This is a genomic window from Pseudomonas sp. xss_4, from assembly GCF_043104125.1.
Lineage (GTDB): Bacteria > Pseudomonadota > Gammaproteobacteria > Pseudomonadales > Pseudomonadaceae > Aquipseudomonas > Aquipseudomonas parafulva_B.
Genome location: NZ_JBICKJ010000083.1, coordinates 22031 through 47806, shown reverse-complemented (window position 1 = coordinate 47806; position 25776 = coordinate 22031). Strand labels below are relative to the sequence as shown.

The following is a 25776-nucleotide window of genomic DNA, read 5'->3' as shown; positions in this document are numbered from 1 at the left end:
CGTGCGATGACAGCTGTTGTCACTTGGCCATAATGGCTCTGAATAAGTCCGAGTCCAACCAGCCCTGCAGCCAGCCACGCACCCGCGGGTAGGGGGCTGTGGCAAACCAGTCGGGCTGGACCGCGGCGAACTGCCGGATCAGCGGCAACAGTGCGGCGTCGGCGATACTTGGGTGCTTGGCCAGCAGGTAGGGTCGGCCGTGAAGCAGGTGCTCCAGGCGTTCCAACCAGTGTTGCGCAGCTTCGCGGTAGTCGTGCTGTGAGTGCTGTGGATAGCGCTCGGCATACTTGTACAGGTTCACTTGGGCCTTGAAGGTGGTGTCGTTGACGGCAATCAGCGCTTCGGCTTGCTGCGCCGCTTCGGGCGAGCTCAACAGGCGCCAGTCTTGCGGGTCGTTCTGCGCCAGTGCCCAGCGCATGATATCCAGGCTTTCATCGAGCACCTGGTTCCCGGTGTCCAGCACCGGAACGGTGCCCTTGGGTGACAGCGCCAGCAGGGCGGCGGGCTTGTGTTTCATTGCCACCTCCTGCACGGTCACCTCACAGCCGGCATAGCGCAACGCGAGCCGGGCACGCATGGCCCAGGGGCAGCGGCGAAACGAATAGAGGATCAACCGCACACCTCGACGTCACTCAGGCCGTTGCCCAGACGCCGGACCTGAATTTGCACCGGTATGCGCTCGTGCATTTCCTGCACGTGGGAAATCACCGCGACCTTGCGACCCTGGGCCTGCAAGCCGTCCAACGCGTCCATGGCCAGTTGCAAGGACTCGGGGTCGAGGCTGCCGAAACCTTCGTCGATGAACAGCGACTCGATGCGCAACGTGCTCGATGCCATCGAGGCGAGCCCCAAGGCCAAAGCCAGGGAAACCAGGAAGGTCTCACCCCCTGACAGCGAGTGCACCGAGCGCAGTTCATCGCCCATTTCGGTGTCCAGTACCAGTAACCCCAGCGCACTGCCGCCGCGCTTGAGCCGATAGCGCCGCGCCAGTTGACGCAGCTGGGCATTGGCATGGTGCAACAGCAGATCGAGGTTGTAGCCTTGGGCGATCTTGCGGAACACATCGCCCGAGGCCGAGCCGATCAGGCCGCTGAGCCGAGCCCAGCGCTGCCACTGCTGACGGGCCTGCTCGATCTGCTCGGCCAGGGCCTGCGAGGCGTGCTGACGTCGCTGGTCATCGGCCTGTTGGGCCCGCAGTTCGGCGCAGGTCTGCTCATGAAGGACCAGACGCTCACGCAGTTCGAGCAGCGCCTGGTCCACATCCTGGACCGAGGTGTCGAGCGTCATCAGCGCCGCGTGCTGGCGCAGGCGCTGCTCGCGCTCCTGAAGCAGCACACGGCTCTGCTCGAGGGCTTTTTCCGCGCCCTGCAGGCGCTGGCGCAGTTCACTGGCCTGGGTGTCGTCCATGGCCAGCAGGCGATCAAGCCCTGCATCGTCCAGCTCCGGGTGTGTGGCGCGCCACTGGGCGATCTGATCCTGCAGCTGCTCGGCTTCTTGCTCCAGCGCCTGCAACTGCTCGGTGCTGGCCTTCAGTTCACCGGCCACCTGCACAGCCTGGGTGTGCAGGCCTTGCAGGCGCTGGGCGAGATCCGCTTCGACCGCGCGCGCTTGCTCCAGCGCGGCGTCCATGTGCTGTTGCCAGGCCTCGGCACTGACGTGCTCGCCCAGTAACTGCGCGAGCATGGCCCGGGCATGCTCGCGCTGCTCCTCCAGGGCTTTGAGCTGCTGGTCACGCTGGGCGAGGCTTTGCACACGCACCTGCTGTTGATCGTGCAGTTTGTCCAGCTGAACCTGGCGAGCTTGCTGTTCTTCCAGCTCATCCTTGCGCTGGTCGAGCTGTTGCAGGCGCTGGGCGATCTGTTGGTCAAGGGCAAGAAACGCGTTGGCCGGATCGTCTCGCAGCGCCTTGAGCGCTTCGTCGGGCATGACCCCAGCCAAGTCCACGAGCCCTTGCTGCAGGAGGCGCTCGTCGTTTTCCAGGGCCAGGTGTTGTTGCTCCAGGTGCCGCTGCGCTTGTTGGTGCGCGTCCTGGGCGGCTTGCAGTTGCTGGTTGAGACGCGCGGCCTCTTTCTGCAGGCTGAGCAAGACCCGCTGGCGCTTTTCGTCGTTGCCGATCTCTGTATCCAGGCGCCGTAATTGGCCGTCGAGCCAACCGCTACGGGCATGGTCGTCCTGGGGCGCCAGAGCAGGCCAGAGGGCATGTTCATGAAGCTGCGCAACCAAAGGCTGCAACTGCTCGTCCAGCGCCGGCAGTTGTTGCTGAAAGTCCTTGAGCTGAGCATTGACCACACCTAGCTGGGTGCGCAGCTCGACCAGGCGCGTGTTGAGCGCTGCCACCTGACGCTGGGCAGCCTCTTCTTCGGCCTGGTCATGTTCGCCCAGGCTTTGCAGCAACACCTCGGGCTGATGGAACGGGTGTTCGGCGCTGCCGCACACAGGACAGGGCTCGCCGTCGCGCAGTTGCTCGCGCAGGGCTTGAACCGTGGTGTTGCGGGCCAGCCGCTGGCGCTCCAGCAGTTGACGCGTCAGGTTCAGCGCCTGCTCGGCGCTTTCCAGTTCAGCCTTGGCGGCGGTGCCTTCGCCAATCAGGCGCTGGCGCTCGACCATGGCGTGCTGCTGGCGATCACGCAGGGTGGCCTGTTGCTGACTCAACTCGAGCACGCGGGCGTGTACACGCGTCAATTGCTCCACGGCGCGATGCTGCTTGCGGTTGTCCTGCAGCATGCTGCCGAGCAGGTCGATCTGTTCTACCAGGGCGTCGGGCTGCGCCTTGGCTTCGCGGAATAGGGCGTCATGGGCGTCGCGCTCGGCCTGCAGGTGGGCAGTGGCCTGGCTGGCTTGAGCCTGCAGGCCGGGCAGTTCCTCGCGGCCTTTGCCCAGCCGGCCGCCGATCAGCATCACCTGCTTGAGCTGCGGCAGATAGGCATGCCACGCACCGGCCAGCCCGGCCAGGTGCTGGCTCTCGGCCAACGCCGTGTCGATCTGGGCCAGTTGCTGTTGACTGCGTTCTTGGCTGGCTTGCAGTTGCTGCAACTGCTGTTGGCCCTCAGCCACTTGATGTTCGGCCTGCTGGCTGTCGCTGCGCTGGACGGCCAGTTGCTGATCGAGGCGGGCCAGGTTGTCCTGGGCCGTATAGGCTTGGCGCAGCAGCGGGCCTGCCTCGCTATGGGCGGCCTGGGCGGCGGTCAATGCAAGATGTGCTGTTTCCAACGCCTGCTGCTGCTCGGCTGTCCGCTGTTGCAGCTCGGCGTGATGCCGGGTGTGTTCGGCAAGCCTGGCGATGATCGGCGCGCGCTGCGCCGCCAGTGCCTGCTGGCGGTGAAACTGATGGCGCTGCGGGGCAAGACGCTCCAGGCGCGCCAGGTCCAGGCGCGGCTCGGCCAAGGCTTGCCAGTCCTGCTCGGCAGCCTCCAGGGCAGTGCGGGCCTGCGCCTGCTGGGCTTGCAACTGGTCATGTTCGATCAACCCACTGCGCTGCTGCTCTAGCTGTCGCTCGCCAGCCTGGGCGGTTTTGAGCTCGCGTTGCGCCTGTTCCAGACGTTGGTCCAGGTCGGCGCGGGCATCCGCGGCCATGGGTAGCAGGTGGCTGGCTCGCTCTTTCAAGGCGGCATGCGCCTCGCCCGCCTCGCGTGCTCGGGCAAAGGCCCGTTGGCCCAGGCGCGAATAGATCGCGGTATTGGTCAGTTTTTCCAGCAGTTCGCTGCGTTCGCGGTCGTCGGCCTTGAGGAACGCCCCGAACTCGCTTTGCGCCAGCATCACGGCGCGGGTGAACTGTTCGAAGTTAAGGCCCAGGCGCGTCTCGATCAGCTGCTTGTATTCGTTCTTGCCGCTGCCCAGCACCTGCTCGCTGTCCAGGTCGTAGAAGCTCTGGCGGCTGAGCTGGAGCTTGCCGGTGGCCTTGTCGCGAGCACGGTTCGCCTCCCAGCGCGCCCGGTAGCGGCGCCCGTCGACGCCGACGAAATCCACCTCGGCAAAGCCACTGCCGGTACCGCGGCGCAACAGGTTGCGCGGGTCCGAAGTGGGGATCTCGCCATCGCCGTCCGGCACCTTGGCCTCACGGCCGATGTCATTCAGACGTGGCACCGTACCGAACAGCGCCAGGCACAGCGCGTCGAGCAGGGTGCTTTTACCCGCCCCGGTGGGGCCGGTGATGGCGAACAGACCCGCGCCTGCCAGGGGCTCCTGGGTGAAGTCGATATCGATCGGGCCCGCCAGCGATGCCAGGTTCTTCAGGCGAATGGCAAGAATCTTCATGGTTGCTCTTCTTCGTGCTGTACGTCCTGCAGCAGCAGGGCGAAATCGGCCAGCGTCTGCTCATCGGCAGGGTCGCCATAGGCTTGCGCCCAGGCACGGCTGAACAGGTCTTGCGGGGTCATCTGGGCCAATTCGACGAACGCCGGGCCTTCGTCGTCGGCCGTTCGGCCGGCGTACTCGGCACCAATGCGAATCAACCGCACGGCTTTGTCGTGCAGCGCGGTTTCGATCTGCTGGCGCAGGTCGGGCTGCGGCTCGTTCAGCACGACGCGCACCTCCAGCCAAGGCTGGCGGTTGGGGTCATCGAGCAGGTCCACCACGGGCAGGTCGGCCAGTTGCGTCAAGACCTCGTTCAGTGGGGCCGGCCCTATGCGTTGCAGCGGCACCGCACGCGGAACTGGGCGAGCCTCGACACTGGCCAGCGCCGCGCCGTCGAAAGTGACTTCCAGCACCTGGTGGGGGTAGTTGACCTCCGCGAACGACAACGGAATGGGCGACCCGCTGTAGCGGATACGGTCTTCGCGGTTGACCTTCTGGGGCTTGTGCAGGTGGCCCAGGGCAACGTAGCTGATGGCCTTGTCGAAGAGCTTGGCCGGCAATGCCTCGGCGTTGCCGATGATCAGGCTGCGCTCGGAGTCTTCGGAGACCGCACCGCCGGCCATGTGCGCATGGCTGATGGCGATCAGCGCTTGGTCCTTGCGCTGCCTGGCCTGGGCGGCGGCGATCAGTTGCTGGTGGACCCGCGTGATGCCTTGCAGGTAGTCGTCGCCCAGTTGCAGGCCGGTCACCTCCGCCGGCCGCAGGAACGGCAAGGCCAGGCACCAGGCGGTCACCTTGCCGCGCGCGTTGGTCAGCGGAATCAGCAGCCGCTCGACATCCAGTTGCCCATCGTCCAGCCAGTGCACACGGCCCAGTGCGTGGGTGCGCAGGCGGCGCATCAACGGCGCAGGCAGCTCGATGCGCGAGCCGGAGTCGTGGTTACCGGCGATCATCACGATATCCAGTTTCGGCTGCTGTTCGTGGGCCCTGACGATGAAATCGTACAATCGCTCCTGGGCTTTGACCGGCGGGTTGACGGTGTCGAAGACGTCGCCTGCGATCAACAGCGCATCAGGCTGGCGCAGGTGCAGTTGGCCGAGCAGCCAGTCGAGGAAGCAGGCGTGTTCGAAGTCGCGTTCCTGGCCATGGAGGCTTTGGCCCAGGTGCCAATCGGAAGTGTGAAACAGACGCATGGATGACCTGTGGGTATGAAGGTGCACGGGCGGGCAAGGGCGTTATGGTACCCCATGGACGCGGCCCTGTGCGGGCTGGTAAAGCCGGTCAGTACGCGGCGCGACGCCGGTCGACGATGTGCGGCGCTACCGGCTCACTTGGGGTACAGCGGTGGCAGGCTGCCGCTCTCGCCAGTGGGCAGCAGCACCTGTTCGGCCGGTGGAATGGTGCCGATCGCCCGCCACAGGTCTTCGCCTTGCCAGTGCTGGCCGCTTTCGCTGTACAGCGCACCGTTCAATCCATCCAGGGCGTCGGACAAGGGCACGAAGCGCGCTGCCATTTCGGCCAGGGTCTGCGGTTGTTGCCGCGCCCAGGCATCCAGGGCCTGGCGCGTGGCCTGGGGGTCGTTGGCCAGGCAGGCACGCTTGAGGTCGTCCAGCAGGGTCCGAGGGCTGGGCCCTGTCTGTGCCGCACGCAGCACCGCTGGCTGCGAACGGGCGCGCCACCACAGGGTGAAGCCCAGTAGCGTGGTCAACGCAAGCACAAGGGTCGCCACCTGCCAAGGCCACAGCAGCGCGCTGCTGCCATTGCCCACCACCGGAGTCTCGGCCACCAGGGCGGGGTTGTCCTGCACGGTGATCGAGCGTGCAGGCAGGCCACTGTGCTCGAGGTGATCTTCGCGTGTGTTCCACCAGGTCACTTCCAGCGCAGGTAAGGCCAGCGGGCCGCTGTGGGTAGGGATGAGCGCCTCGCGTTCCTCGCGGGTGGCGGTCATGCCCCGTTCGCTGATCTCGTTGCGCAACAACGGCTGGTCGGGGTAGCGGCGCAGGCCGTTGGCCTCGGTGGGCGGCACTGGCGGCAACTGAGCGCTGGACAGGCCTTCGGCGCGCAGGGTGACGGTGCGGGTCAACGAGTCGCCGATCTGGGTCTGCTGAGCGGCAGGATCGGGGCTCCAGCGTTCCTCCAAGGTCAGGCTATGCGCGGGCAGCCAGGGCAGTCCGGCTGGCCACTGGGCCGGGACGGGCCGTACCGTCAGGCGCAGCGGCAGTGAGCTGACCTGTATCTGGCGGCCGGCACGTCCAGCGCCGTTGCCGTTCTGCTCGGCCTGGCTGCTGGCCGCAGCCGTGGCGGTGAAGGTCAGTGAAGGAATGTCCAGGGTGCCGCTTTGCTGGGCATAGACCGCATAGCGCGTTTCGATCACGCCATGGCGCACACCCTGGATTTCCTTTTCGTAGGTGCGCGATTCGCCCAAGGGCTCGACCTTGGCGTTTTCCAGTTGCAGCGGGCTGAGGCTGCTGTCGTCATACAGCGCCACCGAATGGTAGATGCGCAGGGTCAGTACAGCCTGGGCCTGCACGTAGACATCGGTGCTGTCCAGGGTTGCCTCGATGAATACCTGGGCGTTGTCCTCGCGGTTGGCATCGGCTTGCAGCACTTGCAGGTCCACCGGCTGGCTGAACGACTGCCCCAGTTGCAGAGCAGGAATCTGCAGGCTGCCGCTGCGCCGGGGCAGGAGCGTGATGATCCAGCGGGTGCTGGCGCGGGTTTCGCCATCGAGGGTGTGCAAGCTATTCAGCTGCCGGGTGCTGCGCACCTCGAAGTCGCCTTCCAGGGCTCGCAGGTCAGGCTTGCCGAACTCGGTCACATCCTGGCTTTCGAGGGTCAGCTCCAGGCTCTCGCCGGCTTCCAGGCGGGTACGGTCGACACTGGCCTTGAGCGACGGCTCGGCATGAGCCAGCAGGTTCCAGAGCAGCATGAGGAGAAAGACGCCGCAGCGACTCATCGTGGGGTTTCCTGTTGCAATTGCTGTTCGTACCAGAATTTGCGCCGGAGCAACTGCGCGGGATTGTCGGGGATTTCTCGTAGCCATTGTTCAAGCGCCTGGCGTTGCTCGGCATCCAGCGCGGTGGTGACAGGCGTGTGGGGTGGTTCGACCACATCGTCATCCTCGCCTGGCGGGTTGCCAGGTGCACCCTGGTCACTGCCGTCGCCTTGCGCCGAGGCGCCGTCCCCCGCCTGCTCGTCGGAACCGGGCGCAGGCTCTGCCGGGCTGCCTTGTGCGCTGCTGTTCCCCTCGGTTTCACGGCCTGGCGAACCCTGGGCTTCGGTGCTGGCGGGCTGTTCGGCAGCTTTGCCCTGGCGCTGGGCCAGCATTTGCTCGACCAGGGCCTGATTGTCCAGCGCCGCCTGCAAGTCCGGCTGACGCTCCAGGGCTTGATCATACGCGTCCAGCGCTGCTTCCAGTTCACCACTGTACGCCAGGGCATTGCCGCGATTGTAGTGGGCGGCGGCGGTGTCCACCTGCAGAAAGGCCTCGGCGGCGCCGGCATAGTCGCCCGCCTGGTACAAGGCCATGCCCCGCCATTGAGGGTCACGGAAGCGGCCGGCGGCTTCGGCGGCTCGACCCTGTTCGAGCAGGCGCTGGCCTTGCTGGTCGGGGCGCAGCCACAGATCCTCGAGTTCGAACGCCTGGCCGGGCTGGGGCAGGGCGAGCAACAGGGGCAGGCAGAATAGCCAACCCCGCCGACCGGCACAGGCTGCCAGCAACAGCAATGGAATCAGCAGCCAGTACCCCTGGTCGGCCCAGCTGTCCAGTTGCAAGGTCTGGCCCTCGCTGCGTGTGCTGCGCGGGTTGTCGAACAGCCCGAGGCCGCGCAGGTCCAGGTCATCGATGCGGGCATGCCGGTAGCGCCCGCCGGTGCCGTTGATGAAGCCTCTAAGGGCTGCACTGTCCAGCCTTGGCAACAGGATCGCGCCCTGGTCATCCTTGAGAAATTCGCCGTTGGCCTGGCGCACTGGCGCTCCGTCACGGCTGCCGATGCCCAGCATCAGCAGGCTCGGACCATGGCGACCCAGTGCCTGGCTGATGCCTTGGCGCTCGGCGGCGCTGAGCGAGGACCCGACCAGCAGCAATCGCCCCTGGCCAAGGCCGCTCTGGGCGAGCAGCGCCAAGCCCTTGTGCACGGCAAGGTCTGCCCGTTGGCCGGGCTTGGGCATGATCGAGGGGTCGAGCGCTTCGAGCAGGTTGCGGGTGGTGGCCAGGTCATCGGACAGCGGCACCAGGGTATGCGCCGACCCCGCGTAGACCACCAGTGCGGTCTGGCTGTCACGGCGGTGCTCAAGTACGTCGAGGACCTTGCGGCGCGCCTGCTCAAGGCGATTGGGCGGACTGTCCTCGGCCAGCATCTGCGGGGTCAGTTCCAGCAGAATGACCAGAGGGTCGGCAGGCCGCTGGTGGTTTTCCTCCACGCGTTGCCAACTCGGGCCCAGCAGGGCCAGCACCACCAGCAGCCAGGCCAGGCCCAGGGCTATCCAGGGTAGCTTGCTGGTGGCGCCGCTGCCGCCACCGAGCAGCACGTTGTGGAAGGCCGGGGGCAGGATCATTTGCCAACGCCCGGTGCGTCTGCGCCGGTGCCATAGCTTGAACAGCAACCAGCCGAGCACGGGCACGCTCAACAACCACAGCGGGCGTAGCCATTGGGGCCACAGATCAATCATCGCGGCCTCCTCAGGCGCAGGCGTTTGAGGCGCTGCCGCCATTGTGGGTGCGGTTGCAGAAAGCGCGGCTTGCGCAGCTGGCGCTGCAGCGGGTTGTCCGGCCACTGTTCGCTGATCACCAGCAGCACGCTCAGCAGCAACGCCAGGGCCAGCGGCCAGGCATACAGGGCCTTGGCGGTACGCGCCTGGGTCGGCTGCTGCGCCACAGGTTCCAGCCGGTCCAGCGTGTCGCCGATGGCGTCGAGTTCGGCGCCATCATGGGCGCGGAAATACGCGCCCTGGGTGGTCTCGGCGATTTCGCGCAAGGACGCTTCATCCAAGTCCAGGCTGGGGTTCAGGCCCAGCAGGCCAGGGGTGCCGGTGGCTTGCGGGTCGGCGCCAATGCCGATGGTGTAGATGCGCACGCCCTCCTGAGCGGCCAGACGGGCGGCGGTGAGGGGGTGGATCAGCCCGCCATTGTTGGCCCCGTCGGTGATCAGCACCAGTACCCGGCTCTGCGAGGGCCGCTGGCGCAGCCGCTTGACGGCCAGGCCGATGGCGTCGCCGATGGCGGTGTTCTTGCCGGCGATGCCGATCTGGGCTTCATCGAGGAAGGTGCGCACCGTGCGCCGGTCGAAGGTCAGCGGAGCCTGCAGGTAGGCCTGGCTGCCGAACAGGATCAGCCCCACGCGGTCACCTTCACGGTCCTGCAAAAAGTCGCCCAGCAGGGCCTTCACCAGGTCGAGCCGGCTGATGTCCTCGCCCTGCCACTGCATGTCCGGAAAGTCCATCGAGCCAGACACGTCTACCGCCACCAGTAGATCGCGCCCACTGGCTGCCACCGGCATCGGCTCGCCCAGCCATTGGGGGCGAGCGGCGGCGCACAGCAACAGCAGCCAGATCACGACGAACGGCGCCTGCTGGCGCCAGGTTGGCAGGTTCAGACGGGCGCGGCGCCCCGCCAGGCTTTCGAGCTCGTGCAGGAAGCCGACTTTCAGCACGGGCTCCCCACTGTCGGCGGCAGGCAGGACGAGCCGTGCCAGCCAAGGCAGGGGCAGCAAGGCGAATATCCACGGCCAGGCCAGTTCAAACATGCTTGCGAATCCAGGTTTCCACCGCCTGGCTGAGCCCGGCGATGGCCTTGTCGTCCAGGCGGCATTCGGGCTTGTAGGCCCCTTCGACCAACACCATCCAGCGGGTCAGGCCTGCCGCCGGGCAGCGGTTGTCAAGAAACGCCAGCCACTGCCGGCCATTGAGCGTGTGGCTGTTGGCCAAGGGGTAGTGACTGCGACACAGCCGTTTGAGCAGGGCGTTGATCTGCTGCAGCCAGGCGCCGGCAGGCGCTTTGTCATAAGGGCGGGGCAGGCGCGCCAGTTCCTCGAGGGCGGCCACGCGCACCGGGTCCAGCGGCTGCTCGGTGCGCGGCACCGGCCGTTTGCGGGGGCGCCAGTGACGCAGGCGCCACAGGCCCCAGGCCAGCACGGGCAACAATGCCAGCAGCAGCCACCAACCAGGCGCCGGCGGCCATGGGCTGATCGGCGGGGGCGCGATCAATGGCTGCAACTGGTCAAGCGGGTTCATGAGGCGTTGCCCAGGCGTTGTGCGCTCAGGTAATCGCGCAATTGCTCGATCATCTCGCTTTGCGTGGTCAGGGGCATCAGCAGCACCCTGAGCTTTTGCGCCATCAATTCCCAGCGCTCGATGCGCGCCTCGGCCTGTTGCCGGTAGGCCTGGCGCAGCCCTTGGTCCAGCGTGTCCAGTTCCAGCTGCGCACCCCGTTGCGCGAACCTCAGCAAGCCGGCTGCCGGCAGGGCGTGGTCCAGTGGGTCCGATACCGGCATCAGCAACAGGTCGCAGTGACGGGAGAGCATGGCCAGGTGCTGTTCGCACTGGGGCGTCAACGAGCGCTCATCGCAAATCACGATGGCCAGGCTGCCAGGCCTCAATACTTCCCGCGCCCTGCGCAGCGCAAGGCCGAGGCTATCGGTCTGGGCCACGCCTTCGGTGTGCAGCGACTGGTTGACCTTGGCCAGGCGATTGAGCAGTTGCAGCAGGCTTTGCTTGCTGCGCCTGGGTTTGATCTCGTGGGGATCGTTGTCACCGAACACCAGCCCCCCGATCCGGTCGTTGTGCCCCAGCGCGGCCCAGCCGAACAGGGCAGCTGCCTGAGCCGCCAGTACCGACTTGAACACCAGCCCGGAGCCGAAGAACAGCCGCTGGCTCTGCTCAACGAGAATGAAGATCGGCCGCTCGCGTTCTTCGTGGAACAGCTTGGTGTGGGGCTCTTGGGTACGGGCAGTGACCCGCCAGTCGATATTGCGCACATCGTCACCGGCCTGGTACACCCGCACCTGATCGAAGTCCACACCCCGGCCCCGCAACTTGGAATGGTGCAGGCCCACCAGCGGGCTGCGTTGGCCGGGGTTGGAGAACAGTTGGATTTCGCGCACGCGGTGGCGCATGTCGATGAGTTCGGCAAGGGTGATGCGAATGCCGGGTTCGATCAGCGGGGCGCTGGACATGGGGTCAGGCAACAGCCACGACGTCGAGGATACGCTGCACGACCCGGTCCTGGTCGACCCCCGCCGCCTCGGCTTCGAACGACAGGATGATGCGGTGGCGCAACACGTCGAACAGTACTGCCTGAATGTCCTCGGGGCTGACGAAATCGCGCCCGGCAAGCCACGCGTGGGCCCGTGCGCAGCGGTCCAGGGAAATCGAACCGCGCGGGCTGGCGCCGTAGGCAATCCAGTCGGCCAGTTCGTTGTCGAATTTGGCCGGCGTACGCGTGGCCATGACCAGTTGCACCAGGTACTCCTCCACCGCGTCCGCCATGTACAGACCGAGGATCTCCTTGCGTGCTGCGAAGATCGCCTGCTGGCTGACCCGCCGTTCGGGCTTGGTCTCACCCCCCAGCGCCTCGCCACGGGCCTGGGCCAGGATGCGGCGCTCCACGGCGGCGTCGGGGAAGCCGATCTTGACATGCATCAGGAAACGGTCGAGCTGCGCTTCGGGCAGGGGATAGGTGCCTTCCTGCTCGATCGGGTTCTGCGTGGCCATGACCAGGAACAGCGGCGACAGGTCGTAGGTACTGCGCCCCACACTGACCTGACGCTCGGCCATGGCTTCGAGCAGCGCCGATTGCACCTTCGCCGGCGCCCGGTTGATTTCGTCCGCCAGCACCAGGTTGTGAAAGATCGGCCCCTGCTGGAACACGAAGCTCCCCGTCTCGGGCCGATAGATCTCGGTGCCGGTGATGTCGGCGGGCAGCAGGTCAGGGGTGAACTGGATACGGTGAAATTGCGCCTCGATGCCCTCGGCCAGTTCCTTGATGGCCTTGGTCTTGGCCAGGCCCGGTGCACCTTCCACCAGCATGTGGCCATCGGCCAACAGCACGATCAGCAGCCGCTCGACCAGCTTTTCCTGGCCAAGGATCTGGGAAGAGAGAAAGGTGCGCAGCGCGATCAGCGCCTCACGGTGTTCCATCGGCGACGGTTCCTGATAGAGGACCAGGCGGCTGATGGCAGCGGCCCGGCAAGGGTTGATACTTTAATCCATCCGAGGGGGTGGCGACCAATGGCGGCTTGGAAATTTATCCATCCTCGGCTGCCTGGCACCCGGAAATGTCCTGCCCGATGATCGCCATTGCCTGATGGTTCGGCATCGTGCCGTGGCGCTTGCTTGTGCTTTTCAGCCAGGCAGGTAGCACTACAATGCAGACGCACATCACCGGGAGCCACAGGGCAGACGCTATCGAAATACGTCTGGGCCTATTCTTCGACGGCACGGGCAACAATCAGCACAACACCACGGTGTCGCACGGCAAGGGGGCAAGCTACGACAATGCCTTGAGCAACGTCGCACTGCTGCATGACCTCTATGCGCAGCAACCGGAAGACGATGGGCAGCGCGTCGTGCTCAAGCACTATGTCCAGGGGATTGGCACCCAGGCTGGGGAAGCCGATGACATCTATGCATCGGCCACCGGTCGCGGGCGTACGGGCATCGAGGCGCGTGTGGAGCAAGCGCTGGCCGATATCGCCGCGCTGTTGCGCGACTGGCAGCAAGGCCATCGGCAAACGCGCATCGAGCGGATAAGTGTGGACCTGTTCGGTTTCAGCCGCGGTGCAGCGGCGGCCAGGCATATGGCCAATGTGTTGCGCAACGAGCCCGCGCGTTTGTTTCCACACTGCCCGATCGTCATCCATTTCATCGGCTTGTTCGACACGGTGGCAGCCATCGTTGCACCCCTGCAAGGGGATTTCGACCCCGCCGATACCCGTCAGGGTGGGCTGCAGCTCGGGTTGCCCGAAGGCATTGCCAACCATGTCGTGCAACTGGTGGCCGGGGATGAGCAGCGCCACAACTTTCCCCTGATAGGCAGTGGGCACGACATCGTGCTACCGGGTGTGCATTCGAATATCGGTGGTGGCTATCAGGATGTGGTCGACGAAGACGTGCTGCTGTGCAAGCCCCAGTCCCAGCGGGTAGCGGCTGGGGTGCCTGCACAACAGACCGGCGTCTACACAGCCGTCGCCGCATTGATGGTCACCGCGTTCAAGGACCTTGGCCAACCGCCTGCGCGGGTGGTTAGTTGGGAACATCCTGTGCCTGGTGGGGAGCCCCGTGAACCGCAGAAACAGGTTTATGCCGCCATCGGTCGAAGGCGACAGGTAGCCGGGCAGCTGTCACGGGTCTACTTGAGCATCATGCGCGAGTACGCAGCGCGCGCGGGCGTGCCCTTTGCACCGCTGGGCTGCCACAGGCAGCACGCTGTACCGGAGGAGCTGCGTGGCATCAGCGACAAGTTGCATGCCTATGCGTTGGGGGCCTGCCCATCGCTGGAACTGACCGAGCCGGAGCAAACCCTATTGCGCGAGCGCTACATCCATACCTCGGCGCACTGGAATGCCGTCAAGGGCATGCGCAGCAGTTCACTGGACGTGCTGTTCATCGACCGGCCGGGCGTAGCGGGGCGGGTGGTGCATCCTAATCCTGTCTAGGGTGTTCGGGTGCAGAGTGGGGCTGCCTTGCACCAAATCCGTAGGCTATCGGGTTTTCCGGGGGTGCAGCTTAGCCGCGATGGGCCGCAAAGTGACTCCCCGACATTCTCGGCTGCAAAGCTGAAATATTGGGGCCGCTTCGCGCCCATTGCGGTCAGTCCGGCCCCCCGGCAAGCCCGCTCCCACAAAGAATCCCTCACACCTCGGTATCCTGAGCCCTGCACGCTATCGATCACAGCGATAACCACTATCGAGCGGCCGGCCTCTCGCCTGGCAGCCCTTGCTCTTATACTCGCGGCCTGATTTAGCCTCTCGTGCGCCTGTCTCAGGCGCCCTGTCATGGAAGTGTGCACAATGCCAAGCGTCAGCCCGGCCCCTCGTGGTCTGCCCGAACACCAACAGCAAAGCCTGCTCCAGCAATGGCTGGCCATTCTCTCCGTGGCCGTGGGCGCGTTCGCCCTGGTGACCAGCGAGTTTCTCCCAGTAGGCGTGCTGAACGACGTCGCCAACGATCTGGGCATCAGCGCAGGGCTTGCCGGGCTGATGGTCACCTTGCCCGGCATCATGGCGGCCCTGGCGGCGCCGACCATTTCTGTCGGTGTCGGCAACCTGGACCGGCGCTACCTGCTGATTGGCCTGACCCTGATCATGATCCTGGCCAACGCCATCGTCGCCTTTGCCGGTAACTTCCACCTGTTGCTGCTCGGGCGCGTGCTGCTGGGGGTGAGTATCGGTGGCTTCTGGGCGACCGCCATCGCCTTGAGCAGCCGCCTGGCGCCCGAGGGCGTCGGGGTGGCCAAGGCCAATTCGATCATCATGGCCGGCGTCACCCTGGCCACGGTCATCGGCGTGCCGGTGGGTACCTGGCTCAGCGGGTTGATGGGCTGGCGGATGACGTTCCTGGTCACCGCCGTGGTAGGGGTGCCGGTACTGCTGGCGCAGGTCATGCTGCTGCCCCGGTTGATGCCGGAAAAGGCGATCCGCATCAGCGACCTGCCGGCGTTGTTCATCAACCCGCAAGCGCGCGTGGGCCTGATTGCCGTGTTGCTGATCGGCCTGGCGCATTTCGCGGCCTACACCTACGTGGCCCCTTTCTTCAAGCAAAGCGCCGGCTTCGATGGCCCAACCATTGGCTCATTGCTGCTGCTCTACGGTGTGGCAGGCTTCATGGGCAACATCTTCGCCGGCTTTGCGGCCAACCGCAGTGTGCGGCATACCCTGCTGCTGGTGGCATTGCTGATAGCCACCAGCACGGCGCTGTTCCCGCACTTTGCCACCGGCATGACGGGCGCTGCCATGCTCATCGCGTTATGGGGCTTTGCCTTCGGGGCGTTTCCTGCCTGCGCGAACATCTGGATGTTCGTGGTCGCGCCCAAGGATGTGGAACGGGGCATGCCGCTGTTCGTGGCCATGTTCCAGGTCATCATCGCCGTGGGCTCGTTCTTCGGTGGTCAGGTGGTCGATCACTTGGGCACCGGCGTGCTGCTGAGTGCGGCCACGGCACTGGTAGGTTGCGGTTTCGTGACGGTGCTGGTGCTCGGGCGCAGTGTCAGCAATGCGATGGTCAGCCAGCCGGGTTGAGCCTGGCAATGATCGACCCGCGTCTGGGCGGTGTGGGGGGATTGGAATGAACGCGGCGCACCGACTAAGGGTCGCATGTTCACACCCTCCAAGAAGGAAACCTGCAATGAAAGCGATGACTCGACTGTTCACTGGCCTGGCCCTGGTTGGCGCGATGGGCGCTTCTGTTGCCTGGGCCGATCAGCCCGGCGCCGACTGGAAAGTGAACAAGGATCAGGCCGAAGCTGCCCTCAAAGGCGCCGGTTACACCCAGATCACCAAGATCGAAGCCGATGACGGTCACTGGGAAGGCGAGGGGATGAAAGCTGACGGCAAGCAGTACGAGTTCAAGGTCGACCCGCACGATGGCCGTATCGTCAAGGATGAACTGGATAACTGAGTTCAGCCTGCATTCAAAGCCCATCAGGCCCACGCAACAGCGTGGGCCTGATGCATTGGGTCAGCGGCGCAGCAGGCGCGAGACCACCATGGCCAGCGCGGCACCGATGGCTACAGCTGCAAACGGCTTTTCCTTGACGAACGACGAGACGCAGTTCACGGCATCACCGTAAGTCTTGGTCACCTGGCCTGCTGCCTGGCGGCCTTCGCCTTCGGCTTCCAGGGCCGGATCGTCGATCAGACGACCTACAGCGCTCTGGGCTTTACCGGCAATGTTCTCTGCTACACCTTCGATCTGTTCGCGTTTCATGGTTCGGTCATCCTTTCGCTAACGGGATTGGTTAAATAGCAAAAGGTTAGGGCGCTAGCGCCGCCCATTGGTTCCAACGAAAGCGGTCCCAACTACTGCCGCACCGTGCACCTGCCGCTATCACGTGCCCTCCCGCACCTGCCATTCCAGAATTCTCGGCCCGCTGCCTTCCTCGCCCAGTACATCCTGTGGGTTACGTAGCGGACATTGCTCCAGCGACAGGCAGCCGCAGCCGATGCAGTTGTCCAGGTTGTCGCGCAACGCCTGGAGCAGACGGATGCGCTGGTTCAGGTCTTCTCGCCACGCGCTGGACATTTCGCCCCACTGAGCCGCCGTGAGCTTGCTGTTGGGCGGGTAGCGCCCCAGCGCCTGCTTGATGTCATCCAGGGCAATACCGGTACGCTGGGCCACCTTGATGATCGCCAGGGTGCGCAGCACCAGCGACGGATAGCGGCGTTGGTTGCCAGCTGTGCGCGTGCTGGCGATCAAACCTTTGCTTTCATAGAAATGCAGTGCCGATACTGCGATACCGCTGCGGCGAGCCACCTCACCTACGGTAAGCATCCGTGTCGAATCTGCTGCCATGCGGGTCGATCTCCAATGAGTGGCTGTGGTGCGTCAGAACGCTGGGGGGAAAGCAGCGGCGCTGGCGGGCATGCGGTCGCGGCGTAGCTGGTTGACCAGGCTGTAGCGATCAGCGGGGTAAAGGTTTTCGCAGACCGCCATCAGGTCGCCGTTTTCCTCGCGGTAGTGGCGCACCACGCACAGCGCCGGTGAGCCCGGCTGGGCACTCAATACCTGTGCCTGCTGCAGGGTGAGCGCCTGTGCCTGGATGCGCTGGTCGATCACCGCGATGACTCGCCCGTAATGCTGCTCGATCAGGCGGGCGATCAACTGCTCGGGATGTGCCTGGGCCAGCTCGATCACCTGCACGTAGTCGGATTGGGCATAGACGGCGCTTGCACACAGCGCCAGGGCGTGCCCGGCAGAGGTACGGTGCAACGCCTCGATGCAGAAGTACTGTTCCCCTGGCACCAGTCCCAGGCGCTCGGCCTCTTCAGGGGCGGCCACGAATTGGCGGACATCGCGAACCTGACGTACCGGTGCCTGAAGGTGATGCGAGAGCTCTGCCAGGTTCGCGATCGACTGCCGGTAGCCGATCTCGGGGTGGCGCGCCTGGACACGTGTCCCAACGCGCTTGCGCCGGGACACCAGGCCCAGGCTCTGTAACTGCTCGACCGCCGCGCGAACCGTGTGCCGGCTTACACCATACAGCGCGCACAGCTCCATTTCAGTGGGCAACAGGCCCCCGACCGGGTAGCGGCTGCTGGCGATTGCCTCGATCAAGTCCTTGGCCACGGTGGCATAGCGGGCTTGGTGCATGGGTCGAACCTGTCTGGATGTTGTACAAAGGCGCCAGTGTACCAGCCGTCGGTCGCTCCCGAGCCAAGCTCCCCTCCATGGCCTCATTGCCCCTTGTGCGACCTCAGTAGCAACGCTGCCACCGCACAGCCGAGCAACGCCAGGCAGGCCAGGTAGAACGCATCGCTGTAGGCCATCAGGTAGGCTTCGCGGCCGATGGTGCCCGACAAACCTTCGAGCCACTGCTGTGAGTGCCAGAGCCATGTCTGCACGGTCGGGTCCAGGCGCGCGTGCAACTGCGGCTCGAACACGGTCACGTGCTCATGGATGCGCGCACTGTGCAGGCGTTCGCGCGTGGCCACCAGTTGGGTCAGGCCGGCCGTGCCGATGGCGCCACCCAAGTTACGCAGCATCGAGAACACCGCCGAGGCGGACCCGGCCTCGCGCTTGTCCAGCCCGGCCACTGCCAGCACGGACAACGCGACCATGATGAAAGGCTGGCCGATGCCCCGCACCACGGTGGAAGGGATGATCACATTGTCGGCACTGTCAGCAGTCAGGCTGGCGCCCATCCAGCAGCCCAGCGCCATGATCATGAACCCGCTGGCCACCATGAACTTTGCGCTGGTCCACCTCATCAGGCGCGGCATCAACGGCGCCAGCAGCAGCTGCACGAGCCCGTAGGCGATCAACGCCACACCCACGTCTCGTGCACTGAAGCCCTGCAGTTGCGACAGGTAGTTGGGCACCAGAAACACCAGCCCGAAGGTGGCCGCGCCGAATATGAACATCGCCAGGCTGGCCACGCCGAAGTTGTAACGGCCCAGCAACCGCAAGTTGATGAACGCGCGGGGGCCGAACAGCTGGGCCGTCACGAACAGCACCAGGGCCAATGCCGACACCACGGTCATGCCGGTGATGAACGAAGACCCGAACCAATCCAACCGGCCGCCTTCTTCCAGCACGATCTGCAGCCCGCCCAGGCCGATCACCATGGCGGCGATGCCCAGCCAGTCACCGTGGCGCAGCAGCTGCAACTTCATCGGCCTGGCCTCGATGGACCAGGCAATGGCGCACAGCAACGCGATACCAGGAAACAGCTGCAGGTAGAAGATCCAGCGCCAGGAATAGGCATCGGTCAACCAGCCGCCGATCGAAGGGCCTGCGGCCTGCGCCACGCTGTTGGCCAGGCTGAACAAGGCCATGCCCATGGCCATCCGGCTGGCTGGCAATTCGGTGATGATCAGCTGGAACGACAGCGGAATCAGGACGGCGCCGGCGGCGCCCTGAATTACCCGGATCACGATCATGGTTTCAAGGTTCGGCGCCCACGAACAGGCCACCGACGCGATCAGGAAGACCAGCGAGCCCGTCCACATCACCCGGCGCAGGGAGAACACCTCCACCAGCCAGGCCGTCAGGGGGATCATCACGATCTCTGCCACCAGGTAGGCAGTGGATATCCATGAGCCTTCCTCGAAGCTGGCGCCTAGCGAGCCGCGTATCTCGGGCAGTGCGGCGCTGGTGACGTGCACGTTCATGCCGGCCATGAAACAGCCGAACAGCCCGCCCAGCACGGCCACCCAGGCGCGCAGGGATACCGGTTGTTCAGCGCGCATCGGCAGGCTCCGACGTGCGCGTGTCGACGGTGGTTACCACCGACATGCCGGGCAGTATCTGCGGCCCGTTTGCGGGCAGGTCGAGCAGGATGCGCACCGGAAAACGCTGGACGATCTTGGTGAAGTTGCCCGTGGCATTGTCCGACGGCAGCAGCGCGAAGACATTACCCGAGGCCGGCGAGAAGCTTGCCACGTGACCTTTGAATGCATGGCCAGGGAAACTGTCTACCTGAACCTGCACAGGCTGCCCTGGGCGCATCCGAGCCAACTGGGTTTCCTTGTAGTTGGCCACGACATAGGCTTGCGCCACCGGCACCACCGCCAGCAACGGCTGGCCTGGCACCACGTATTGCCCTGCACGCACGCGGCGTCGGCCCACTACGCCTGCCACCGGGGCGCGCAGTACGGTGTCTTGAGCGTCCTGTTCGGCCAGCCGGCGTTCGGCGCGGGCGCTTTCGAAGGCGGCCTGGCGCTGCTGCAAGTCGGCCTCGGCCTGGGCAGCGCCGGCCTTGGCCATCCGTTGCTGTGCCTGTTGTTCACGCCATGCTGCCTTGGCCCCTTGCTCGACAGCCTTGGCCTGGTTGGCGGCGGCCAGCGCCTGCTCCAGCCGTTGGGTCGTGGCGGCCTCATCGCGTACCAAGCCCTGGTAGCGCTGCAGGTCCAGCTGGCTGCGACGACGTTCGGCGCTGGCACTGTGCACGGCGGCCTCGGCCTTGAGGGTTGCCTGCGCCTGCTGCTCGATGCGCTGCATGGCCAGCTCGCGGTGAGCCCGCGCTGCGTCTATGGCTGCCTGCGCCTGGCGTTCTGCAGCGCGCGCGCGATCCCTGCGGGCCTGGTAATCGCGATCCTGCAACCGCACCAGCACAGCGCCGGCTTGAACCGGCTGGTCATCTTCGACCTCTACCGTCGCCACATAGCCTGCCACGCGCGAACTCAATGCCACCCAATCGGCGCGGATGTAGGCGTCATCGGTACTTTCCAGGTAGCGCCCGGTGGTGAACCAGTAGCCAGCGAGCGCCAGTAGCGCCAGCACGCCCAGGCCTGCGCCGCCGGTATAAACCAACCGCCGTCGCGGGCGAATGGTCGCATGCTCGGCAGTCGGGGTGGGGGTGGGCGTTTCTACAGCAGCGTTCATGGTGGGGTTCCATTGTCGAGTGGAGGCAGTTGCGCTTTGCGAGCGGTGGGCGTTGGGTGGTGAGCGGTGCCTGGGGCGTGGCGGATTCACCATCCCCCGCCCAGCGCGCGAAACAGGTCGATCTGCGCCCTGGCCACCTTGCCGCGCGCCTCGAGGAGCTGGTCATGCAGGGCAATCAGCTCGCGCTCGCTGTCAAGCAGGGCCAGCCCGTCCTGGGTGCCCGCACGGTAGCTGGCCTCTGCCAGGGCGAAGCCACGCTGGCTGTGCTCAAGCGCGGCCTGCAGCGAAGACAGGTGCTGCTGCTCACCGGCATGACGGGCCAAGGCCTGGCGCACATCCTTCAGGGCCTTGAGCGCGACGCTGCGATAGTGAGCGCGCTGAGCCTGCTGCAAAGCCTGGGCCTTGCCCAACCGGGCACGATTGGCTTGCAGGTTGGGTAATTCCCAGCTGATCAGCGGGCCGACGCCGAACGTGATGGCGCGGCTGGCACCCAGGCCATTGATGTGGCGATCAGCACTAGCCAGCTGGGCGCCAAAGCGAACCTTGGGGTACAGGTCGGCGCGCACGATGTCGGTTTCCAGGCCGGCGGCTTGCAACTCTCGTTCAGCCTGGCGTACGTCGGGGCGCCGCTCGAGCAGGTGCCAGCCATTGCCTGTGGGCAGCGCTGCCGTGAGCGACGGGATGGCAGCGCAGGGTTGTGTGTGCTCGACCGTGGCCTCACCCGCCAGCGTGCTCAGCTCGAACAGTGCCACCTGGCGCCGCGCCTCGAAAACGGGTATCCGGGCGCGAACCTGCTCACGCAGGCCAAGCAGCCGCTCGCCGTCCAGCGCCGTAGCGATGCCGGCCTGACGCTGGCGGTCGCTCAATAGCAGGCTGCGATCAAGGGTGCGCAGGGCTTGCCTGGCTTGACTCAGGCGAGCGGTGTAGACGCATTGTTCGATGTAGGCACGGCTGGTCTGGGCTGCCACCTGCAGCCCCACGGCATCGTGTGCGGCGGCCGCGGCCTGCGCTTGCGCCTTGGCGCGATCGATTTGGGCTTGCACCTGCCCCCACAGGTCCACCTGATAGGCCAGCTCCATGCCCGGATTGAACTGCCATGAGGAAGAAGCATGGCTGTCGCGCGCCTGGGCCAGGGTCTGATCGTCACTGTCCCTGCCGTAGGTCGCAGCAATGCCCAGCGAGGTGGCAGGCAGGCGCTGCGCCTGGAACTCGCCAATGCCGGCCAGCAGTGCGCGCACGTTGGCTTGGGCCTGCGCCAGGTCCTGGTTATTGGCCAATGCGCGTTCCACCCAGCGCTCGAGTTGCGGGTCCTGGTACAGCTGCCACCAGCGCTCGGGTAAAGGCTGGGCGCTAACCCCGGCCTGGCTCTCGGCCAAAGGGTTGACCCGCATGGCCGCAGGGGGCTGTTCGCAGGCGACGGGGTGCGTGCAACCTGCCAGCAGGCCGATCGTCAGAACAGTGCAAAGGCGTACGGGGGAGGGGATCATCGACAAAGTGGGCATCATGAGCATCGCTTGGCAGTCATGATGCAACGTTAACGAGACCAGTCAGGCCAAGGCTGCCGCAAGCGGGACAACCGTGCGCGCCAGCCGGACAACCCGAGCCGTTTCAGCGGGGGCGTGCGCTACCGTCCTGCCAGTCGCTGGGCGCGTACCCCAGGATACGCTTGAACATGGCTGCAAAGGCGCTGGGGCTCTGGTAGCCGTGTTCGAGCGCCACATTGATGATCGGCCGACCTGCCGCCAGGCACTGCTGGCTCAACATCACCCGCGCCCGAGCGCGCCATTGGCCGTGGGACATGCCCAGCTCGCGCTGGAACAGCCGGGCCACATTGCGTGTGCTCATGTTCAGCGCCGTGGCGCACTGTTCAAGGGCATGTTCCTCGGCCGGTGCCTGCAGCATGCGCTCGCACCAGGCCCTCAGGCGTGGGTGCGTCGGCAGTGCTATGAACGTGTCGATGCGCCTTGCGTGGGCGAGCTCGCCCAGTATGAGCGCCCGTACGTGCTCCCCCTCCCGGATACCGAGCATGCGCGAGGCGGCCAGGATCAACTCACGCAGCAACCCCGTCACCACGATCACCTGGCAGTGGTCGACGTGGGGCGCCAGCAGCAGGGAGCGCATGCTGACGACGCCTTCCATGACAATCGCATGGCTGACGCCGGCCGGCACCCACAGCGCATTGCCCCCATGAATCACCCAGCTTCCCGAATCGGTATTCACATGCACAGTGCCACTGGCTGCGTAGATCAGCTGGTCGTGGGCGTGGCAGTGGCTGGCCACGTGATCGCCGGGGGCGTAATCCATTTCGAGTGTTTGCATGGCGGGATCCATTGTGGGATGGATCCAATTGTAAAGGGGGATTATGTATAGATGTTGCAAAGCGTGGGGTAGTGCGCGTCCTAAGTGCGATTTAATTGCTCAATCTGCATAAAAGTTGAGTTGTGATTGCTGATTATTTGATTTTTGCAGTTGTAATTGTGTCGCCGAGCGGAGTGTCCAGGGAGCGCTCAACGGTCTATCCCGGGCATGCCGGCTGTCGAGGGAGGTCGGCATGCAGGAATTGGACGTTACAAGCCTTCCTCAAGCGCGAGCAGTGCTTCGACGGTCTGCCGACGTCGGATCAAGCGCACGGCCTGGCCTTCGATCATCACCTCTGGCAGCAAGGGCCGGCTGTTGTAGTTGGACGACATGGAGGCACCGTAGGCACCGGCATCGTGAATCACCAGCAAGTCGCCGACCTGGGCCTGGGGCAAGTCCTGAGGACAGAGTGCCTGGTCATCCTGAGTGAACACGTCGCCTGATTCGCACAGTGGGCCGGCCACCACGGTCGGTTGCCGCGGGCGGTCCACGGGGCGGCCATCGGCATCGAGCAGGGTCATGGCATGGTAGGCCCCGTACATCGCAGGGCGCATGAGGTCGTTGAAGCCAGCATCGACCAGCACGAACGTGTTGCGGCCCACCTGCTTGACGGCACGGACTTCGGTCACCAGATAGCCCGACTCGGCCACCAGAAAACGCCCTGGCTCGATCTCCATGCGCACCGGGTGGCCCAGCAGCGCTTCGATTTCCTGGCGTGCCACTGCCCAGGTTTGCGCGTAGCGCTGCAGGTCCACCGGCGTGTCGGTAGTGCGGTACGGCGTCGAGAGCCCACCGCCGATCGAGAACGCTTCGATATCGGTGTCCAGGCGCGCGATCAGCTCCATCATGGCGCGAGCCACCTGCTCCAGATGGGTGTAGTCCACGCCGGAGCCGATGTGCATGTGCACGCCCACCAGGTGCAGGCGATGGGCCCTGATGCAGGCGAGCGCCTGCGGCAAGTCTTCATGCCAGATGCCATGCTTGCTGTTCTCGCCCCCGGTATTGGTCTTGCGGCTGTGGCCATGGCCGAACCCTGGGTTGATGCGCAGCCAGACACGGTGCCCTGGCGAGTGCTCGCCCAACTGGCGCAGCATGTCGATGGAGCCTGCGTTGACTTCGATCTTTTCCGCGACCACGCGGGCCAGGGTCGCGCGGTCCAGCACGTCGCAGGTCAGCACCACCCCCGCAGGCTCGCCCGCCACACTGGCGCCGGCTGCAAAGGCGCGTTCCATTTCCCCAAGCGATACTGCATCGAGTACCAGGCCGTGCTCGCGCATCAAGCGCAACACCTGCAGATTGGGATTGGCTTTCTGGGCGAAGCGTACGGTATCGAATGGCTTGAGCTGTTCTATCCGGCTGAGGATGGTGGCGGCGTCGTAGGCCCACAGGGGTGAACCGTACTGGCGAACGGCGTTGGCTAGGACAGAGAAGGGAATGGTCATGATCGAATGGCTCGGCACAGGTGGAAGCCGACAGCATGGCCCGTAGACTCGATTCAGAAAAATAGCTATTTTTGCGCCGTCCATTCATCTCTGATATGCCCTGAGAATGCAGTCGGTGCTCCCATGAAACTCTCCGCCCGCCACATCGAAGTGTTCCGCGCCATCATGGCCTCAGGTAGCGTCACAGGCGCGGCGCGTCTGTTGTTCACCTCGCAGCCGACCATCAGCCGTGAGCTGGCGCGGTTGGAGCACGTGACGGGCCTGCATCTGTTCGAACGCACGGCCGGTCGGTTGGAAGCCACCGCCCAGGCGTTGCTGCTGATCGAGGAGGTAGAGCGGGCGTATGTGGGGCTTGAGCGCATCGAGCGTTGTGCCCAGGCCATTCGCAACTTCCAGCAGGGCCAGTTGGCCGTCACCTGCCTGCCGTTGTTTTCGCAGACCCTGCTGCCCAAGGTCTGCCAGCGTTTTCATAAGCAGCACCCTGGGGTGAGCGTGAGCATCAAAGCCCAGGAGTCGCCGCTGCTGGAGGAGTCCCTGGCCACCCAGCAGCATGACCTGGGCCTGACGGAGGTCGCGCAGATACCCCGCGGGGCGAGCGGGGAATTGCTGTTCAGCGCCAACATGGTCTGCGTGCTGCCTGAACACCATCCGTTGCAGGCCAGGTCACGGCTGAGCCTGGCGGATTTCCATGAGGTCGATTTCATCAACCTGGCCAGCCTGGACACCTATCGCCAGCGTCTGGACCACCATTTTCGCGCGGCTGGAGTGAACCGTCGCACGGTCATCGAGACCACCAGCGCCGCCTCGGTGTGCGCCATGGTCAGGCAGGGCCTGGGCGTAGCCATCATCAACCCCCTGAGCGGGCTGGAGGCCGCCCAGAGTGGCTTAACCATCAGGCCGCTGGACATCTCGATCGCCTACCAGGTGATGCTGGTCAGGCCAGACCATCGACCGGCCTCGGCGGCAGTCGAGCCGTTCTGCCAGACACTGCGCGAGCAGGCGCAGGCGATGCAGCGCGCCCTGGCTTAGCCCCCGTGGCCCGCGGCAAGCCTGCCCAGTGATCGACGGATCAAAGCTCGCAGACGAAAGTGCCGGTGCCGCTCAGGATGTTCTCCAAGGTTTGCCTGATCTCGTCCAGGTCGCTCAGCGTGCTGGTCAGGTTGATCTGAAGCACCTCATCACCGCGCAAGGCGTCCCGGTCACCTGCTGCTACTTCGATCAACAGGCTCGTTGCGCTCAAGGTCACCTTCAAGCCGTCCAGGGTCGAGGGCTCATCGTCCAGGGTCAGATCAACCGTGTCTTCGTCAGGGTAGCGGGTCAGCAAGAACATCTGACCTTTGTCACTGTGGCAGCACAGGGTTGCCATGTTGTCCTCCTCTTCATCGCAGGGGGTGGCGAACAGCACGGCGGTGTCGATTTGCATGGCAAGCTCGGATCTAAGGAAACGGAAGGGAATTCTGACAGTCTTGCTTACATGCATAAACGTAAAGTTACCGCCCCTTGAACGAAATTGTCGCAGCGCTGCAAGCCTTGATGACCGGTCAGTCGTTAAGCTTCGCCCAGTCCTGGGCGTGCATGCACACGCTCAACGCCTGGTTTTCATCGTTCGCCCTGCCTGCAATCGTCTATCGTTGACCCCGGCACG

General features: G+C 65.1%; 23 protein-coding genes. 5 read left to right on the top strand and 18 right to left on the bottom strand.

Translation table 11 applies throughout. The annotated features are described in order from the left end of the window. Nucleotides 1–19: 19 nt before the first annotated feature. The 9 genes from ACF8GB_RS17925 to ACF8GB_RS17885 all read right to left on the bottom strand — a co-directional run bounded on the left by ACF8GB_RS17925 (nucleotide 20) and on the right by ACF8GB_RS17885 (nucleotide 12429). Complete coding sequence (locus ACF8GB_RS17925) at nucleotides 20–613, bottom strand: glutathione S-transferase (protein WP_145256388.1); 594 nt, start codon at nucleotides 611–613, stop codon at nucleotides 20–22. Continuing rightward, nucleotides 610–4254: an AAA family ATPase gene (locus tag ACF8GB_RS17920; RefSeq protein ID WP_392527398.1), complete on the bottom strand. Its 3645-nt coding sequence runs from the start codon at nucleotides 4252–4254 to the stop codon at nucleotides 610–612. The genes ACF8GB_RS17925 and ACF8GB_RS17920 overlap by 4 nt, the downstream gene beginning before the upstream one ends. Next, the gene (locus ACF8GB_RS17915; protein ID WP_145256382.1) at nucleotides 4251–5486 is read right to left on the bottom strand and encodes an exonuclease SbcCD subunit D C-terminal domain-containing protein; all 1236 of its coding nucleotides are present in this window, start codon (nucleotides 5484–5486) and stop codon (nucleotides 4251–4253) included. Before ACF8GB_RS17915 ends, ACF8GB_RS17920 begins: the two co-directional genes overlap by 4 nt. Before the next feature lie 134 nt (nucleotides 5487–5620). Beyond that, a complete protein-coding gene (locus ACF8GB_RS17910; protein ID WP_196186476.1) occupies nucleotides 5621–7249 on the bottom strand; it encodes a BatD family protein in 1629 nt (542 codons plus the stop codon). Next, a complete protein-coding gene (locus tag ACF8GB_RS17905) occupies nucleotides 7246–8964 on the bottom strand; it encodes a tetratricopeptide repeat protein (RefSeq protein ID WP_196186477.1) in 1719 nt (572 codons plus the stop codon). The genes ACF8GB_RS17910 and ACF8GB_RS17905 overlap by 4 nt, the downstream gene beginning before the upstream one ends. Continuing rightward, entirely contained in the window at nucleotides 8961–10037 is a 1077-nt protein-coding gene (locus ACF8GB_RS17900) for a VWA domain-containing protein (RefSeq protein WP_078478242.1), read from the bottom strand. The genes ACF8GB_RS17905 and ACF8GB_RS17900 overlap by 4 nt, the downstream gene beginning before the upstream one ends. After that, nucleotides 10030–10524, bottom strand: a complete 495-nt coding sequence (locus ACF8GB_RS17895) for a DUF4381 domain-containing protein (RefSeq protein WP_182140589.1) — start codon at nucleotides 10522–10524, stop codon at nucleotides 10030–10032. The genes ACF8GB_RS17900 and ACF8GB_RS17895 overlap by 8 nt, the downstream gene beginning before the upstream one ends. Beyond that, on the bottom strand, nucleotides 10521–11465 hold the full coding sequence (locus ACF8GB_RS17890; RefSeq protein WP_392475295.1) for a DUF58 domain-containing protein: 945 nt from the start codon (nucleotides 11463–11465) through the stop codon (nucleotides 10521–10523). Before ACF8GB_RS17890 ends, ACF8GB_RS17895 begins: the two co-directional genes overlap by 4 nt. 4 nt (nucleotides 11466–11469) lie before the next feature. Further along, nucleotides 11470–12429: a MoxR family ATPase gene (locus ACF8GB_RS17885; RefSeq protein ID WP_023533720.1), complete on the bottom strand. Its 960-nt coding sequence runs from the start codon at nucleotides 12427–12429 to the stop codon at nucleotides 11470–11472. A gap of 227 nt (nucleotides 12430–12656) precedes the next feature. On the opposite strand from ACF8GB_RS17885, the gene ACF8GB_RS17880 reads away from it, so the two are divergent. From ACF8GB_RS17880 to ACF8GB_RS17870, 3 genes are all read left to right on the top strand, one after another. Beyond that, nucleotides 12657–13946, top strand: a complete 1290-nt coding sequence (locus ACF8GB_RS17880; RefSeq protein WP_392527397.1) for a T6SS phospholipase effector Tle1-like catalytic domain-containing protein — start codon at nucleotides 12657–12659, stop codon at nucleotides 13944–13946. Between the two features lie 354 nt (nucleotides 13947–14300). Next, nucleotides 14301–15527: an MFS transporter gene (locus ACF8GB_RS17875; RefSeq protein ID WP_058604510.1), complete on the top strand. Its 1227-nt coding sequence runs from the start codon at nucleotides 14301–14303 to the stop codon at nucleotides 15525–15527. 106 nt (nucleotides 15528–15633) lie between these two features. After that, complete coding sequence (locus ACF8GB_RS17870) at nucleotides 15634–15906, top strand: PepSY domain-containing protein (protein ID WP_023533665.1); 273 nt, start codon at nucleotides 15634–15636, stop codon at nucleotides 15904–15906. 60 nt (nucleotides 15907–15966) lie between these two features. On the opposite strand, the gene ACF8GB_RS17865 is transcribed toward ACF8GB_RS17870, so the two are convergent. From ACF8GB_RS17865 to lysA, 8 genes are all read right to left on the bottom strand, one after another. Then, nucleotides 15967–16215, bottom strand: a complete 249-nt coding sequence (locus ACF8GB_RS17865) for a CsbD family protein (RefSeq protein WP_023533700.1) — start codon at nucleotides 16213–16215, stop codon at nucleotides 15967–15969. 120 nt (nucleotides 16216–16335) lie between these two features. Beyond that, the gene (gene soxR, locus ACF8GB_RS17860; protein WP_196186481.1) at nucleotides 16336–16800 is read right to left on the bottom strand and encodes a redox-sensitive transcriptional activator SoxR; all 465 of its coding nucleotides are present in this window, start codon (nucleotides 16798–16800) and stop codon (nucleotides 16336–16338) included. 33 nt (nucleotides 16801–16833) lie between these two features. Further along, nucleotides 16834–17598: a GntR family transcriptional regulator gene (locus tag ACF8GB_RS17855; protein ID WP_197844329.1), complete on the bottom strand. Its 765-nt coding sequence runs from the start codon at nucleotides 17596–17598 to the stop codon at nucleotides 16834–16836. Between the two features lie 83 nt (nucleotides 17599–17681). Further along, on the bottom strand, nucleotides 17682–19196 hold the full coding sequence (locus ACF8GB_RS17850; RefSeq protein WP_392527396.1) for an MDR family MFS transporter: 1515 nt from the start codon (nucleotides 19194–19196) through the stop codon (nucleotides 17682–17684). Beyond that, on the bottom strand, nucleotides 19186–20331 hold the full coding sequence (locus ACF8GB_RS17845; RefSeq protein ID WP_392527395.1) for an HlyD family secretion protein: 1146 nt from the start codon (nucleotides 20329–20331) through the stop codon (nucleotides 19186–19188). Before ACF8GB_RS17845 ends, ACF8GB_RS17850 begins: the two co-directional genes overlap by 11 nt. A gap of 86 nt (nucleotides 20332–20417) precedes the next feature. Next, nucleotides 20418–21833, bottom strand: a complete 1416-nt coding sequence (locus ACF8GB_RS17840; protein WP_392527410.1) for an efflux transporter outer membrane subunit — start codon at nucleotides 21831–21833, stop codon at nucleotides 20418–20420. A 106-nt stretch (nucleotides 21834–21939) separates the two neighbouring features. After that, nucleotides 21940–22650 carry a helix-turn-helix domain-containing protein gene (locus ACF8GB_RS17835; protein ID WP_392527394.1) on the bottom strand — a complete coding sequence of 237 codons (711 nt, stop codon included), beginning with the start codon at nucleotides 22648–22650 and terminating at the stop codon, nucleotides 21940–21942. 248 nt (nucleotides 22651–22898) lie between these two features. After that, entirely contained in the window at nucleotides 22899–24131 is a 1233-nt protein-coding gene (gene lysA / locus ACF8GB_RS17830) for a diaminopimelate decarboxylase (RefSeq protein ID WP_392527393.1), read from the bottom strand. A 123-nt stretch (nucleotides 24132–24254) separates the two neighbouring features. Between lysA and ACF8GB_RS17825 the strand changes: the two genes are divergently transcribed. Then, nucleotides 24255–25160, top strand: a complete 906-nt coding sequence (locus ACF8GB_RS17825) for a LysR family transcriptional regulator (RefSeq protein ID WP_392527392.1) — start codon at nucleotides 24255–24257, stop codon at nucleotides 25158–25160. A 40-nt stretch (nucleotides 25161–25200) separates the two neighbouring features. On the opposite strand, the gene ACF8GB_RS17820 is transcribed toward ACF8GB_RS17825, so the two are convergent. Next, nucleotides 25201–25554, bottom strand: a complete 354-nt coding sequence (locus tag ACF8GB_RS17820; RefSeq protein WP_197844324.1) for a hypothetical protein — start codon at nucleotides 25552–25554, stop codon at nucleotides 25201–25203. A gap of 77 nt (nucleotides 25555–25631) precedes the next feature. Here ACF8GB_RS17820 and ACF8GB_RS17815 point away from each other — a divergent pair, with 77 nt between their 5' ends. Further along, nucleotides 25632–25766: a hypothetical protein gene (locus tag ACF8GB_RS17815; protein ID WP_256675187.1), complete on the top strand. Its 135-nt coding sequence runs from the start codon at nucleotides 25632–25634 to the stop codon at nucleotides 25764–25766. Nucleotides 25767–25776 lie beyond the last annotated feature (10 nt).

Coding starts and splice junctions, on each gene's coding strand:
- ACF8GB_RS17920 (WP_392527398.1), bottom strand. CDS start 4,254: ATGAAGATTCTTGCCATTCGCCTGAAGAACCTGGCATCGCTGGCGGGC.
- ACF8GB_RS17870 (WP_023533665.1), top strand. CDS start 15,634: ATGAAAGCGATGACTCGACTGTTCACTGGCCTGGCCCTGGTTGGCGCG.
- ACF8GB_RS17845 (WP_392527395.1), bottom strand. CDS start 20,331: ATGAACGCTGCTGTAGAAACGCCCACCCCCACCCCGACTGCCGAGCAT.
- ACF8GB_RS17875 (WP_058604510.1), top strand. CDS start 14,301: ATGCCAAGCGTCAGCCCGGCCCCTCGTGGTCTGCCCGAACACCAACAG.
- soxR (WP_196186481.1), bottom strand. CDS start 16,800: ATGGCAGCAGATTCGACACGGATGCTTACCGTAGGTGAGGTGGCTCGC.
- ACF8GB_RS17905 (WP_196186477.1), bottom strand. CDS start 8,964: ATGATTGATCTGTGGCCCCAATGGCTACGCCCGCTGTGGTTGTTGAGC.
- ACF8GB_RS17855 (WP_197844329.1), bottom strand. CDS start 17,598: ATGCACCAAGCCCGCTATGCCACCGTGGCCAAGGACTTGATCGAGGCA.
- ACF8GB_RS17890 (WP_392475295.1), bottom strand. CDS start 11,465: ATGTCCAGCGCCCCGCTGATCGAACCCGGCATTCGCATCACCCTTGCC.
- ACF8GB_RS17835 (WP_392527394.1), bottom strand. CDS start 22,650: ATGCAAACACTCGAAATGGATTACGCCCCCGGCGATCACGTGGCCAGC.
- ACF8GB_RS17850 (WP_392527396.1), bottom strand. CDS start 19,196: ATGCGCGCTGAACAACCGGTATCCCTGCGCGCCTGGGTGGCCGTGCTG.
- ACF8GB_RS17865 (WP_023533700.1), bottom strand. CDS start 16,215: ATGAAACGCGAACAGATCGAAGGTGTAGCAGAGAACATTGCCGGTAAA.
- ACF8GB_RS17825 (WP_392527392.1), top strand. CDS start 24,255: ATGAAACTCTCCGCCCGCCACATCGAAGTGTTCCGCGCCATCATGGCC.
- lysA (WP_392527393.1), bottom strand. CDS start 24,131: ATGACCATTCCCTTCTCTGTCCTAGCCAACGCCGTTCGCCAGTACGGT.
- ACF8GB_RS17895 (WP_182140589.1), bottom strand. CDS start 10,524: ATGAACCCGCTTGACCAGTTGCAGCCATTGATCGCGCCCCCGCCGATC.
- ACF8GB_RS17885 (WP_023533720.1), bottom strand. CDS start 12,429: ATGGAACACCGTGAGGCGCTGATCGCGCTGCGCACCTTTCTCTCTTCC.
- ACF8GB_RS17880 (WP_392527397.1), top strand. CDS start 12,657: ATGCAGACGCACATCACCGGGAGCCACAGGGCAGACGCTATCGAAATA.
- ACF8GB_RS17840 (WP_392527410.1), bottom strand. CDS start 21,833: ATGCCCACTTTGTCGATGATCCCCTCCCCCGTACGCCTTTGCACTGTT.
- ACF8GB_RS17915 (WP_145256382.1), bottom strand. CDS start 5,486: ATGCGTCTGTTTCACACTTCCGATTGGCACCTGGGCCAAAGCCTCCAT.
- ACF8GB_RS17900 (WP_078478242.1), bottom strand. CDS start 10,037: ATGTTTGAACTGGCCTGGCCGTGGATATTCGCCTTGCTGCCCCTGCCT.
- ACF8GB_RS17820 (WP_197844324.1), bottom strand. CDS start 25,554: ATGCAAATCGACACCGCCGTGCTGTTCGCCACCCCCTGCGATGAAGAG.
- ACF8GB_RS17910 (WP_196186476.1), bottom strand. CDS start 7,249: ATGAGTCGCTGCGGCGTCTTTCTCCTCATGCTGCTCTGGAACCTGCTG.